Annotated in this window: 12 protein-coding genes; 8 read left to right on the top strand and 4 right to left on the bottom strand. The window is 74.4% G+C overall.

Going from position 1 to position 12729, the window contains the following annotated elements; genetic code table 11:
• Positions 1–211: 211 nt before the first annotated feature.
• Positions 212–1003, bottom strand: coding sequence for an SDR family oxidoreductase (locus tag ACIPAE_RS28690; protein ID WP_366411517.1), 792 nt, complete (start codon positions 1001–1003; stop codon positions 212–214).
• A 189-nt stretch (positions 1004–1192) separates the two neighbouring features.
• Here ACIPAE_RS28690 and ACIPAE_RS28685 point away from each other — a divergent pair, with 189 nt between their 5' ends.
• Positions 1193–1810, top strand: a complete 618-nt coding sequence (locus ACIPAE_RS28685) for a TetR/AcrR family transcriptional regulator (RefSeq protein WP_402449013.1) — start codon at positions 1193–1195, stop codon at positions 1808–1810.
• Here ACIPAE_RS28685 and ACIPAE_RS28680 read toward each other — a convergent pair.
• Together ACIPAE_RS28680 and ACIPAE_RS28675 are read right to left on the bottom strand one after the other, a co-directional pair.
• Positions 1796–2620: an FHA domain-containing protein gene (locus tag ACIPAE_RS28680; protein ID WP_402449011.1), complete on the bottom strand. Its 825-nt coding sequence runs from the start codon at positions 2618–2620 to the stop codon at positions 1796–1798. The genes ACIPAE_RS28685 and ACIPAE_RS28680 overlap by 15 nt on opposite strands.
• Positions 2621–2765: 145 nt before the next feature.
• On the bottom strand, positions 2766–4841 hold the full coding sequence (locus ACIPAE_RS28675) for a serine/threonine-protein kinase (RefSeq protein WP_402449009.1): 2076 nt from the start codon (positions 4839–4841) through the stop codon (positions 2766–2768).
• Positions 4842–5114: 273 nt separating this feature from the next.
• Here ACIPAE_RS28675 and ACIPAE_RS28670 point away from each other — a divergent pair, with 273 nt between their 5' ends.
• The 7 genes from ACIPAE_RS28670 to ACIPAE_RS28640 all read left to right on the top strand — a co-directional run bounded on the left by ACIPAE_RS28670 (position 5115) and on the right by ACIPAE_RS28640 (position 11878).
• Positions 5115–5486 carry a DUF2255 family protein gene (locus ACIPAE_RS28670; RefSeq protein WP_329367740.1) on the top strand — a complete coding sequence of 124 codons (372 nt, stop codon included), beginning with the start codon at positions 5115–5117 and terminating at the stop codon, positions 5484–5486.
• 136 nt (positions 5487–5622) lie between these two features.
• Complete coding sequence (locus ACIPAE_RS28665; RefSeq protein WP_366411521.1) at positions 5623–6657, top strand: zinc-binding dehydrogenase; 1035 nt, start codon at positions 5623–5625, stop codon at positions 6655–6657.
• A gap of 223 nt (positions 6658–6880) precedes the next feature.
• Positions 6881–8059 (top strand): serine/threonine protein phosphatase, encoded by a 1179-nt coding sequence (locus tag ACIPAE_RS28660; RefSeq protein WP_402449007.1) that lies wholly within the window; start codon positions 6881–6883, stop codon positions 8057–8059.
• Positions 8056–9318, top strand: a complete 1263-nt coding sequence (locus ACIPAE_RS28655; RefSeq protein WP_402449005.1) for a lipopolysaccharide kinase InaA family protein — start codon at positions 8056–8058, stop codon at positions 9316–9318. The genes ACIPAE_RS28660 and ACIPAE_RS28655 overlap by 4 nt, the downstream gene beginning before the upstream one ends.
• A complete protein-coding gene (locus ACIPAE_RS28650; protein ID WP_366411524.1) occupies positions 9315–10025 on the top strand; it encodes a vWA domain-containing protein in 711 nt (236 codons plus the stop codon). Before ACIPAE_RS28655 ends, ACIPAE_RS28650 begins: the two co-directional genes overlap by 4 nt.
• On the top strand, positions 10022–10453 hold the full coding sequence (locus ACIPAE_RS28645; protein WP_329367749.1) for a hypothetical protein: 432 nt from the start codon (positions 10022–10024) through the stop codon (positions 10451–10453). Before ACIPAE_RS28650 ends, ACIPAE_RS28645 begins: the two co-directional genes overlap by 4 nt.
• Positions 10454–10681: 228 nt before the next feature.
• Entirely contained in the window at positions 10682–11878 is a 1197-nt protein-coding gene (locus ACIPAE_RS28640; protein ID WP_402449003.1) for a hypothetical protein, read from the top strand.
• Between the two features lie 84 nt (positions 11879–11962).
• On the opposite strand, the gene ACIPAE_RS28635 is transcribed toward ACIPAE_RS28640, so the two are convergent.
• Entirely contained in the window at positions 11963–12493 is a 531-nt protein-coding gene (locus ACIPAE_RS28635) for a MarR family winged helix-turn-helix transcriptional regulator (protein WP_402449001.1), read from the bottom strand.
• Between the last annotated feature and the right edge of the window lie 236 nt (positions 12494–12729).

The following is a 12729-nucleotide window of genomic DNA, read 5'->3' as shown; positions in this document are numbered from 1 at the left end:
CTCCGTATTACCAGCCGGTAATGGCCAACCGCCAGGGTCCCGCCGCATCTTCACGGCGGGTTGGCCGCCGCGTGAACCGGCCGTGAAGCGACGGCGGCGGTACGCGGCGCAGGTCCGTTGCGTCGGATGCCCGTACGCGGAGGAGGTCCGTACGGGGGAACGTGGCCGGGTTCGGGTTCGCGGGGTGAAGTGCGGCTGTGCTCGGGGGAGTTCAGCTCTGGGCGGTCGGGCGGATCACGATCTCGTTGACGTCCACGTCCGCCGGCTGCTCGATGGCGTAGCCGATGGCCCGGGCGATCGCGTCCGGCGGGATGGCGATCTCGTCGCGCTTGGCGAGGAGTTCGGCGCGCACCCGCGGGTCGGCCGCGCCCGCCGCGAAGTCGGTGTGCACGAAACCGGGGGAGACGGAGGTGACGCGGATGTGCGGGCCGGCCTCCTGGCGCAGGCCCTCGCAGATGGTGCGGGCGGCGTTCTTGGTCGCCGCGTAGACCACCTGGCCGGGGACGATCCGCAGGCCCGCGGTGGACAGGGTCGTGACGAAGTGCCCCGAGCCCTGGGCGCGGAAGACCGGCAGGGCCGCGGCGATGCCGTGCAGCAGGCCCTTCACGTTGATGTCGACCATGTCCGCCCAGTCCTCGACCCGCAGGTCGTCGAGCGGGGAGACCGGGCCGATGCCGGCGTTGCCCACCAGGACGTCGAGCCGGCCGAAGCGCTGCCCGGCGAGGGCGACGAGCGCCGCCAGGTCCTCGCTGCGGCGCACGTCGGTCCTGGCGGTGACGGCCTCGCCGCCGGCCGCGGTGATCCGCGCGGCGAGCGCGTCCAGCCGGTCGGTGCGGCGCGCGCCGAGCACCAGCCGGGCGCCGCGCGCGGCGAGCAGCAGCGCGGTGGCCTCGCCGATGCCGCTGCTCGCGCCGGTGAGGGCGACGACCTTGCCGTGCAGCGGGGGCGTGGGGGAGGAAGGGGATGCGGCGGAGGCGGGGGTCGCGGGTGCTGCGGTGGACATGGACTGCTCCTTGCCGGGGGTTCGCGGTATCGTCGGAAGGGGAAGCGGACACGCGTCCACTTCCATTCCAACGTAGCGGACAGGTGTCCGCTTAGCAAAGGACCCGGCCCGGTCCCGCCCTGCCGCGCCCTGCCACGGCGCGGCGCGGTGCGACGGCGCGGCCGGACCGGAGGGAAGGAAGGGCGCCTCGTGACCGAGCGAGCACCTCGGCGGGCCGACGCGGAGCAGAACCGTGCCCGGATCGTGGACGTGGCCCGGGTCGCGCTGACCGAGTCGGCCGACGCGACGCTGAACTCGATCGCGAAGCGCGCGGGGGTCGGCCAGGGCACGCTCTACCGGCACTTCGCCACCCGAGAGGCGCTGCTGCTGGCCGTCTACCGGCAGGACATCGAGGAACTGCTGCGCGCCGCACCCGAGTTGCTGCGCGCGCACGAGCAGCGGCCGCTGGACGCCCTGCGGCTGTGGCTGGACCGGCTGGCGGCGTACGGCCGGATCAAGCACGGCGTCGCGCAGGCCGTGGAGGCCGCGACCCGGGCGGACCTGTCCAACGAGTACTACGACCGGGTGATCGACACGATCGGCTCGCTGCTGCGGGCCGGGCAGGACGCCGGCGCCGTGCGCGCCGACGTGGACGCGCCGGACGTGCTGCTCCTGGTGGACTTCCTGTGGCGCAGCGACCAGGGGCCGGACTGGGAGCCGCGCACCCGGCACCTGCTCGGCCTCGTGCTCGACGGGCTGCGGGCGCGGCCGGGTGCGTCGGCGGGTGCGTCGGCGGGTGCGTCGGCGGAGGGTTCAGCGGGGGCGTGACCCGGGGGCGTCCGCGGGCTCGTCGCCGAAGCCGTCCTCGTCCGGCTCGGTCTCCATCAGGTCCAGGTCCGGTGGCACCAGCGTGGTGGACTCGACCAGGCCCTTGAGGAGGTTGTGCAGGAGGTTGTTGTCCCACGGGGTGCCCGCGTCGCCGTCGTGCATCAGCGGGTACGGGAAGCCGCCCTCGTGCAACCGCCGCCGTACGGAGGCGAGTTTGTACTCGATCCGGCGCACGCTCCAGTTGCCGTCGGGGCGCAGGTACGCGAGTTGCTCGGCGGTCTGCCGGTACGCCAGCGGACGCGGGCCGTCCTCGTAGAGCAGGTAGTGCTGGCCCATGACGACCAGCAGCAGGCGTTCGTCGTCGTCCAGCGGCCACAGCTTGGGCGGCAGGGTCTCGGCGCGGCGGCGGGGTACGGAGCCGCGCTCGTCGTGGCCGGTGACGTACAGCTCGACCAGGTGCTCGCGGAAGCCGGAGCCCTTGACGAAGACCGGGGTGTAGCCGGGGACGAGCGGGATCGGGTCGGTGGTGGTGTGCATCAGGCGGCCGTGCGGCAGGCGGACGAGCTGCCGGCCGGTGTTGCGCAGCCACCACTGGCGCTTGCGGTAGGTGAGTTCGCCGTGCCGGCGGCTGACCCGCAGGTCGTCCTCGCCGACCGGCAGGTCCACGTCGTCCGGGCGCTCGCCGCGGCCGAACCTGACCACCAGCCCGGCGCGCGGTGCCACCTTGATGCCGCCGGTCACGGTGCGGGCGTGGAGCGTGCCGGGGCTGGCGGGCGCGGCGCCCCGCGCGAGGCTGTCCGGGCTGTTCACTGTCTCCTCCTCATCGGCGGCGGGGGCGGGCCGCGCGCTCCCCTCCGGTGCACGGCCCCGCGGTGTCCCCGTGCGCCTTCCACTCTCGTCGCGCACCTCTTTGTCCGAGTGTGCCCGGCCGGCGCGGGACCCCTCCGCAGACCGGTCAGCGGGTGGGGAGCCGGGCGGCGGCCGCGGCGGCGAGCCGGGTCGCCATGGAGCGCAGCCTCGCGTCGCCGCCCGAGCCGCTGACCTCCAACTCGAAGGTCTCGGCGAGCCGGTCGCCGTGGTCGTCGGTGTAGGTGCGGTAGACCACCTCGACCACGGCGGTGTGGTCGCCGTCGGAGTCGGGCGGGGCGACGAAGGCGCGGTGGCCGCCGAGGCGGGTGGAGGTGCCGTCGTCGGCGGTGGGCGGCTCGCCTCGGTCGAAGGCGAGGTCGACGTCGATGTCGCTGGTGGTGCTCTGCCACGAGCAGTCCCAGTTGCCGTAGGAGACGTCCGGGTCGTTGGCGTCGATGCCGGGGACGACTTCGAGCGCCGTCGCGGTCAGCAGCGTGCAGGCGTCCGTGTCGACCAGCGACTCGGCGGGCAACGCGGGTGTGCGGCGCGGGAGTCGGCCGCCGGTCGGCACGGCGTTGAGGGCGGCGACCGCGGCGGTGGTGGCGGTGTCGGCCATGCCGCACAGCACGGTGGAGGAGGGGTCGGAGTCGTCGGCCGGCTTCGCGGTGACGACGGCGTGCACGCTGGTGGAACGGTGCCGCCCGCCGTGGTCGTGGCCGCCGTTGCCGCTGTTGCCTTTGCCGGCGCTGTTGCCGCCGCCGGTGTCCGCGGCGCCGTCGAGCAGGAGCGTACGGTCGCACTCGCCGCCGTCCGCCGGCTCGTCCACGACGCGCACCCGGCCCGCGGTGTGCACGGTGCCGGTGGGCTGCGCCGAGCCGTCGACGAACTCCACCTCGATGTCGATCTCCGGCCCGGACCTGGTGTCCACGATGACGTCGCACCGGTCGAAGTTGCCGTACGCCGGGTCGAGTTCGGCGTCGCCGTACTTCGCCAGCGCGGCGGGCTTCGCGAGTGCGCAGGGGTCGGCGGTGCGCTGGTCGCCGAAGAGGGCCGCGGAGACGGAGCCGGCGGACGTGGGCGCCTTCGGCGCGGGGCGGCCCGAGGGCGCGGAACCGGGTGCGGCCGACGCCCCGCCCGAACCGCCGCTCGCCGCCCACACTCCGGCGGCCGCCGCCAGCACGACCACGGCCGCGGAGACCGCGACGACCGACCGCAGGTGGTCCCGTAGGAATCGGCCGGGACGCAAGGGGGTGGGGCGGAACAGGCCGGGGCGGAACAGGCCGGGAGGAAAGCGGGCGGGCTCCGAACCGTCCTCCGCGGTACCGCTGCTGCGCTCCGTCGGCTCCAACGGGTCGGGAAGCGCGGGCAGTTCGGCGACCGGTCCGGCCGCCGCGCGCAGCAGTTCCAGCGCCTCGGCCGCGCTGGGCCGCGCGCCCGGGTCGCGGCGCAGCATCGCGGTCAGGGGCTCCCGCAACGGGCCCACGTCGGCGGTCAGTTCGACGTTCCGCCGGGATTCCGGGCCCGGCCGGTACGATCCCGCGCCCGGCGCACCCGGGGGCCGCGGCGGATCTCCGCTGATCAGGGCGTACACCATCGCGGCGAGCGAGAAGACGTCCGAGGCGGGCTCGGGCTGCCCGCGGACGACTTCGGGCGCGGCGTAGTCGGGGGTGTAGCCGATCGCGCTGTTCGGGGTGATCGTCTCCTTGCCGCCGACCCGGTACGCGGCGCCGAAGTCGGCGAGTTTCACGGTGCGGGGGCCGGTGGCCACGACGTTGCCCGGTTTGATGTCGCCGTGCACGATGCCCTCCGTGTGCAGGGCGATCAGCGCGTCCGCGATCTGCGCGCCGAGGTGGGCGGCGATGTGCGGGGGCAGGGGCGGGCGGTGGTCCAGGCTGCCGCCGGGGGCGTACTCCATCACGAGGTAGGTGGTCGCGCGGTTGCGCCGGCCGACGCGGACGGCGTCGTGCAGGGTCACCACGTGGGGGTGGCTGAAACGGGCGAGGACGCGGGCTTCGGCGCGGAGCCGGTCGAAGCCGGTGGGGCTCTCGACGCCCAGGACCCTCTTCAGGACGACGTCCCGGCCCAGTTCCTCGTCGTGGGCGAGCCAGACTTCGCCCGAGCCGCCTCGGATCGGGCCTTTCGTCAGGCGGTAGCGCTCGCCGACCTTCGCACCCAGGCGCACTCGCGCCTCCCTCACCCGTCACGCATGACCCATCCGCCGCAGACAGTATGACCGTCCCCGACCCTCGGGGGTGGCTGGTTCTGTCGGTTCCGGGGGCACCTGGCGGTGGGGGGTCCTGGTGTGCCCCCGCTGGGGGTTCCCTGGGTGGGCTCGGCCTGGTTGGGGGGCGCGCGGAGGCGGCAGGGTGGGGGCGAGGGCGTTCGGCTGGCCGGGGCGCCGGGATCGCGTGACCGTGGATGAGGGGGGCGGCCACGGTTCTGAGGGAGTGAGGGCATGACGCACTGGAACGACGCGGACCTGGAGAAGATCGGTACGGCCGGGGAGCTCGACCTGCGGTCCGAACGCGCCGACGGCACCCTGCGGGCACCGGTGACCATGTGGGTGGTGCGCGTGGGGGACCGCCTCTACGTGCGCTCGGTGAAGGGCACGGACGGCCCCTGGTACCGGGGCACGCGATCTCGGCACGAGGGCCTCGTCGAGGCCGGAGGCGTACGGCGGCAGGTGGCGTTCCGCGACGCCGATCCCGGAGAGTACGCGGACGTGGACGCCGCGTATCGCACGAAGTACGGGCGCTACACGGGCATCGTCGAGCACGTCCTGACCGAGGGTGCCCGGACCGCCACGCTCGGGCTCGAACCGCGCTGACGCCCGACCCCGGCCGGCCGCCCCGCCGACCCCCGCACCGGATCACCCGGATCACCCGGATCATCCGGACCACCGGGATCACCCGGATCACCCGGATCACCCGGGACATCCCAGACACCGTGAGGAACACCTGCTCATGCGCGCCACACTGCTGTACGCGGCCGACGACATACGCGTCGAGGATGTCGCCGACCCCGAGATCAAGAACCCGACCGACGCGGTCGTACGGATCGTGCTGTCCTGCGTCTGCGGCAGCGACCTGTGGCCGTTCAAGTCGCTGCCGCCCACGGACAACCCCCGCCACATGGGGCACGAGTTCCTCGGTGTCGTGGTGGAGACCGGCTCCGAGGTGCGCGGGTTGCGGCCCGGCGACGTGGTCGTGGCGCCCTTCGTCTACGCCGACAACACCTGCGTGTACTGCCGGGAGGGGTTGCAGACCTCCTGCCTGCACGGCGGGCAGTGGGGCGTGAACGGTGTGGACGGCGGTCAGGGGCAGATCGCCCGCGTGCCGTACGCCGACGGGACCCTGGTCAGGCTGCCGGTCACGGAGGACTCGGAGCTGCTGCCGGACCTGCTGACGCTCTCCGACGTCCTGTGCACCGGATACCACGCGGCGCGCACCGCGGGGGTCGGCCGCGGTGACAGCGTCACCGTCGTCGGCGACGGCGCGGTGGGGCTGGCCGCGGTGATCTCCGCGAAGCTGCTGGGCGCCGAGCAGATCATTCTCATGGGGCGGCACAAGGCCCGCACCGACCTCGGGCGCGACTTCGGTGCCACCGAGGTGGTGGCCGAGCGGGGTGAGGCGGGCGTCGCCCGCGTGCGGGAGCTGACCCGGGGGGAGGGCACCCGCAAGGTGCTCGAATGCGTCGGGCTCAAGGACGCGATCGTGCAGAGTTTCGGGGTGGTGCGGGCCGGCGGCACCATCAGCCGGGTCGGTGCGCCGCAGTTCTCCGAAGTGCCTTTCGGGTTCCCCGACTTCATGCGCAACATCACGCTCACGGGTGGGGTGGCGCCCGCGCGGGCGTACATCGAGGAGCTGATGCCGCACGTGCTGGACGGCTCCATCACGCCCGGGCGGGTCTTCGACCGTACGGTCGGCCTGGAGGAGATCGCCGACGGGTACCGGGCGATGAACGACCGCGAGGCCCTGAAGGTGTTGGTCCGCCCCTGACCCTCCGGGGTGGGTGGTGCTGTCGGTTGAGGGACCACCTGGCGGTGGGGGCTGGTCGCGCCGTTCCCCGCGCCCGTTCGGGGCCGCGCCGTTCTCCCCCAGAGCTACGCCTGGGCGGTATCCCCGCGCGCTCCTGGGGTGCGGGCGCGGGAGGGGTCCCGTTGGAGCGGCGGTAGGTAAAGGGGGTGGAGCGGAGCGGTCGGGACGGCGGAGGGGCTGACGGATGAGTGCGTCGCAGCACCTTGCCGTGGGGGCGCGGCCGGGGGAGTCGTCGTGGGCCGGGCGGGCGGACGGGGTGCGGCTGTTGAGCGTGTGGACGGAGCGGCGGCCTGGCCACGGGGAGGACGCGGAACCGTTGGTGCTGCACCATGTGCCCAGCGGGGCGGGGTTGTTGGCCGTGTTCGACGGGTCGGGCGGCTCGGGGGCGGCACCGGCCTGGCAGGGGGCGGACGGGCGGACGTACACGGGGGCGTGGGTGGGCGCCCGGGCGGCCAGGCTCGGCACCGAACGCTGGTTCCAGCGCCTGGTCGAGCACGGCGAACCCGACACCGCGGACCGGCTCGCCGAGCACCTGCGCGGCACCCTGCGCGCCGCGGCGCCCCCCGCCCGCGGCAAGATCACCGGCTCCATGCGGCGCGCCCTGCCCACCACGCTGTCCGCCGTGGCCTACCGCCTGGGCCCCGACCGGGTGAGCTGGCGCGCCCTGTGGGCCGGCGACTCCCGGTCGTACGCCCTGCTGCCCGGCAGCGGACTGCACGCGCTCACCCGGGACCACACCACCGAGGACGACGCGCTCGACCAGCTCCGCCAGGACCCGCCGATGACGAACGTGGTCTGCGCCGACCGCGACTTCACCGTCGACGCCCAACCTGCGTCCGGGAGGCGGGAGTTCGCGCTTCCGTGCGTGCTGCTCTCCGGCACCGACGGCTTCTTCGGCTACGTGCACACGCCCGCGCTCTTCGAGTACCTGCTGCTGAGCACGCTCGGCCGGGCCGGGGACATGGCCGACTGGGCGGCGCGGCTGCGGACGGCGGTGCAGGCGTACACCGCCGACGACGCGTCGCTCGGTCTCGCCGCCTTGGGCTTCCCGGACTTCCGGGCGCTGCGCGCGGCGTTCCGCGAGCGGTACCGGGCGGTGGTCGCGGCATACGTCGCCACCTTCCCCGAGCGGTACGCCGGGGATCGGGAGGCGGGCCGGGCGGGGGCCGAAGTGCCGGACGGGGGAGGCGGGTTCGGCGCGGGCACGGCCGGGTTCGACGCGCTGCGGCACTGGCAGGAGGAGACCTGGCGGGCGTACCGGCCCGGCTACGAGCGGTACATGCCGCCGCTGCCGCCCGTACTGCCCGCACAGCGGCCGGAGCGGCGTGTGGTGCCGCCGGCGGGGCCGGAGGCGGGCGCGTGAAGAAAGGCGACATGGTCGGCGGCTACCTGGTCGCCACCGACCCGACCAACGCGGGCGGCGGCAAGTGCGTGTGGGCGTTCGCCGAGAAGGACGGCGGGCAGTACTTCCTCAAGCGGTTCCTGGAGCCCAAACGGCCCCGGGAGGGCGGCGGCGGGAGCGCGGAGAGCCGCCGTATCCGGATGGAGACCTGCCGGCACTTCGAGGCGCGGCACCGGGCCGTGATGGAACTGCTGCGGCCGGACGCCCCGGGCGCGGGCAACCTGGTGCTCGCCACCGACTTCTTCCACCAGGGCAGCACCTACTACAAGGTCACCGAGCGGATCGACACCAGCACCCTGGACCACCCGCACACCCTCGACCCGCACCAACTGGGCGTCCTGCTGAAGACGTTGGGCGCCAGCGTGCGCATGCTGCACGGCATCGGCGTGGTGCACGGCGACCTCAAGCCCGCCAACGTGCTGGTCCGGAAGCGCGCCGAAACCGCCTTCCACACCGCCAAGTTGATCGACTTCGACGACGCCTACGTGGCCGGGGAGCCGCCGGGCCGCGAGGAGATCGCCGGCGACTCGCTCTACGGTGCCCCGGAGTGGCGGCGCTACGTCCAGGGCGCCGCGTCGGTCGACGGCGCCGACCTCACCACGGCGGTCGACGTCTTCGCGCTCGGCCTGATCACCCACCTCTGGCTGACCGGCGAACTCCCCGGCTACGGCGAGCGGTTCGGATCGCCGGCCGACGCGGTGAACTCCGGTGAGCCGCTGGCGTACGACCCCCGGCTGAGCACCCCGATGCGGCGCCTGGTCAAGGCGATGGCCGCGCGGGAGCCGGGGGACCGGCCCAGCGCGGAGGAGTTCCTCGCGGCGCTGCGGGACCCCGGGGTGTGCGCGCTGGGCGAGCCGCACCGGGAGAGCCGGCTGCGGGTCAACCTGCCGGACAGGTCATCCGACCGGCCCGCAGAAGGGCCCGCCGGCAGGTCTGCCGGCAACTCGCCTGATACGTCGCCCGGTTCGCCCGCCGGTCTTCCTCGCGACGCTTCTTCGGTTCCGGACTCGGACCTGGGCCCGGACCCGGACCCGGACTCGGACCCGGACCCGGGACCGGACCCGGACCCGGGACCGGCCGCGCCCGCCGCCGACCGTACCGGGCCGCCGTCCGTGCCGCCCGCCCCCGCCCCCGCACCCACCCGGTCCCGGGTCCGGATCAACCTCGGTGGCCGAGCCGGCCGCCGCCCCACCACCCCTGAGCCGAGGAAGGACCCATGAGCGCGGAGATCGAGAAGTACCGCGGGAACCTGCAGTACGCCGTCGACATCGTGATGTGCATCGACATCACCGGCAGCATGAACCCGGTGCTGGACGCCGTGAAGGAGAGCTCGCTCCGCTTCCACCAGCGGCTGCACGGGATGATGGCGAGCAAGGGCAAGGAGATCAGCCAACTGCGCCTGCGGGTGGTGGCGTTCCGCGACTTCGGCGACAACCCGGACGACGCGATCGAGCAGACCGGCTTCCTGCGGCTGCCCGAACAGGCGGCCGAGTTCGAGCGGTTCGTCCGCGGGCTGCGCGCCACCGGCGGCGGCGACTACCCCGAGTCCGGCCTCGAAGCCCTCGCGCTCGCGGTCAACTCGCCCTGGGAGAAGGGCCTTGACCGGCGCCGGCACGTGATCGTGGTCTTCACCGACGCGCCCGCGCACCCGTTGGGCACCGTCGGCGCCGGCACGCAGACGTATCCGCGCGACATCCCGGCGAGCCTGGACGAGCTGTTCGAGCAGTGGGGTTACGCGCGCAGCCAGATGGCGGTGATGGAGCAGTCGGCGAAGCGGCTGGTGCTCTTCGCGCCGGAGGAGGAGCCCTGGAAGGAGGCCATCGGCGAGGAGTGGGACCTCACGCTGCACTTCCCGTCGAAGGCGGGCGAGGGGCTGGAGGAGTTCGAGATGGACGAGATCATCGAGACGATCGCGAACAGCCTGTGAGGTTGCAGGGCGTGGACGCGCTGCTCACCGCGGGGCAGCGGCTGGAGTTCCGGTGGGCCGGCGGCAACCAGCTGTCGATGGCGCCCGAGGCGTGCGTCGCGGTCTACGGGCACCCGTTCGGCCGCGAGGGCGGACTGCGGCTGGTGTTCCGCTTCCGGCCCGGCGACGCGGGTCCCAACGATGGGCACGTCACGGTCGCCGCCGTGATCGGACCCGAACACGCCGAGGACGCCTGGCGGTTCGTGCAGACGCTGGTGGGTGTCTACGGAATCGAGGACGCCGCCTGGACCGACGGCAGCAAGGTGGTGGCCGAACGGCCCGCCCGGATACCGCCGGACGACCCGGACTGGCTGGCCGCCCCCGCCTCCCCGCCCACCGAGGCGCTGCTGTGCTGGGTGACCCGGCGCCTCACCGACGCGGACGTGTGAGATGCCGCCGGACGGGTCGGGTGAGCCGGGTGAGCCGGGTATCCCGGGTTCGCCGGGTGGGCGGTCCGGCCGGCCCGGGAGGTGCGGCCGGGTCCCGGGCCGGCCGCCGGTGTGCCCGGGACCGCGGTGGCCCGCCCCCGGCCGGGTGCCGGCGGGGCCGTGGCCGCGCTGCCGTACGGGCGGATCGTTCCCGGTGGGCTGCCGGTGGCGCGGGGGACGGAGGCAGGCGTGACCGGGCCGACCTGGCGGTGCGCGGCGTGCGACACGTACAACGGCGCCGCCGCGGCCGTGTGCGACATCTGCGGCACCGAACGCAGCGAGCGTACGGAGGCGCCCGCCGCGCCAGCGGCCCCCGCGGCCCCGGCGGCCGCGACTGGACGGGGGTCTGGCGCGGCCGCCGGTTCGAAGGTTGGGTCCAAGGGCGGGTCCAAGGGCGCCGCGAAGCGCAAAGGGACCGGGCCCCGGCCCGCCGCGAAGAGCGGCTCGGGCGGTTCCGGCCGGACCGCCCGCGACCCGGGCGGCGTTCTCGGGGAGCCGCCCGACGAGGTGCTGCGCCGTGTCGGCTGGCCGCCGGGGCTCCGGGCCACGCCCGACATGGTCCGGCTGCTGCCCGACCTCTTCCACCCGGACGGCACCCCGAAGGCCGATCTGGTGACCGGCGTCCCCGGTCTCGCGGACGCGCTCGAACGTCCCAAGCCGAGCCGCCCCGCCACGCTGAGCCCGCGCCCCGGCGCGCCCCGCTCCGGATCGGGCCGCAAGCCACCCCGTACCCCGTCTCGCACCACTGCGCGCACCCCGGCCCGTACCGCCGGCTCGCGCACCGCCGCCGAGGGGGCGGAACGGCCCGCGCCGAGCACCAAGGACGAGGTGATCGGCTGCGGGTGCCTGCTGCTCGTCGTGGCGGCGGTGGTCACGGGGATCGTGCTGCTGGTCTCGCACTGGGACGCGATGTTCGGCGGGTCCGGGTCCGGGTCGGGGTCGGGGTATGGCTCCCCGGTGCCGTCCGACCCGGCCGCGAGCACGGCCGCGAGTACGGCCGCGGGGGCGCCCGCGAAGGCCACGGCCACGGCCACCGTCCGGGCCGGCACCGTCTGCCCGGAGGCGCTGCTCGAAGTGCTTCCGGCGAAGTACCGCGAGGGCACCGAACTGCTCGCGGTGTACCGGCGCACGGACGGGGCGGAGGAGTACGCCTTCTGCCACACCTCCGGCGGCGACTTCTACTTCAACGACCGCCCGCCCGGCCCGTCGGGCACCATCGAGGGCGCCAGCGCGGCGAAGCGGATCACCGGCGGCTTCGACGTGCCCGTCGACGGGACCGGCGCGACGGGCAGCGTCGACTACCGCTTCGTGTCGGGGAAGTTGACCGCGTACGAGGGCGGCAAGGCGACGTGGAGCACGTCGTACGTCTCGAAGTCGGCGCTGTGAGCCGCCCGGACGCACGGCGGAGCGGGTCGGAGAGCACCGGCCGTACGGCGGCGCGGTGCGGCCCGACCGCCAACGGGCTCACGGTCAGCGGGCGTTGACGGGCGCGGGCGCGCTTTCGGCGTTGGCGTCGGCGTCGGCATCGACACCGGCATCGGCATGGGCATCGGCGAGGAACTTGCGGGCCACCGCACCGTTGTACTTGGCGAACATCGCGCCCAGCGTGTGCAGTTCCTCCTCGGTCCAGCCGCCGAGCATGTCGGCCAGGCTCTCCGCGCGGGCGGTGCGGACCGCGTCCATGCGGCGCAGCCCGGCGGCGGTCGGCGTGATGATGCTGCGCCGGCGGTCGGTGGCGGCCGCCGCGCGCTCGACCAGGCCCTGCCGGCACAGCGCCGAGACCTGCCGTCCCGCGGTGGACGGATCGAGGCCGAGCGAGGCGGCCAGCGTGTTGATGTCCTGCGGCCCGACCTCGGAGAGCGTGCGCAGCAGCAGGTACTCCGCCCGGTCCAGATCGTCGTGGATGTCGGTGCGGCGGTAGAACATCTCGAAGTTGCGCACCAGCACCGCGGTCTGGCGTTCGATCACGTCAAGCGCCTCAAGGCTGCCGTCCACGCTCACGGGTCTCGCTCCAATACCGGTACGATGCATGTTAATATCGGCATTATACCGATGATTGTCGGTGGCCCGGGGAGCGCACGGCGGGGAGCCGTGACAGGGCCCGACCAGGGCAGCGTAGGGCAGGACGGACGCCGGAACCGGGGCGTCGCCTGCGCCACCTGCATCACCTGCGCCACCGGCGAGTACGGCTGGACCGACGGCCGCGGGCACCGCGCGAACCGCGGAACCCGCGTGGC

Origin of the sequence: Streptomyces sp. NPDC087270, from assembly GCF_044744625.1 — a bacterium.
Taxonomy (GTDB): Bacteria; Actinomycetota; Actinomycetes; order Streptomycetales; family Streptomycetaceae; genus Actinacidiphila.
The sequence above is the reverse complement of the archived record's forward strand: the minus strand, read 5'-3'. Positions and strand labels throughout refer to the sequence as shown.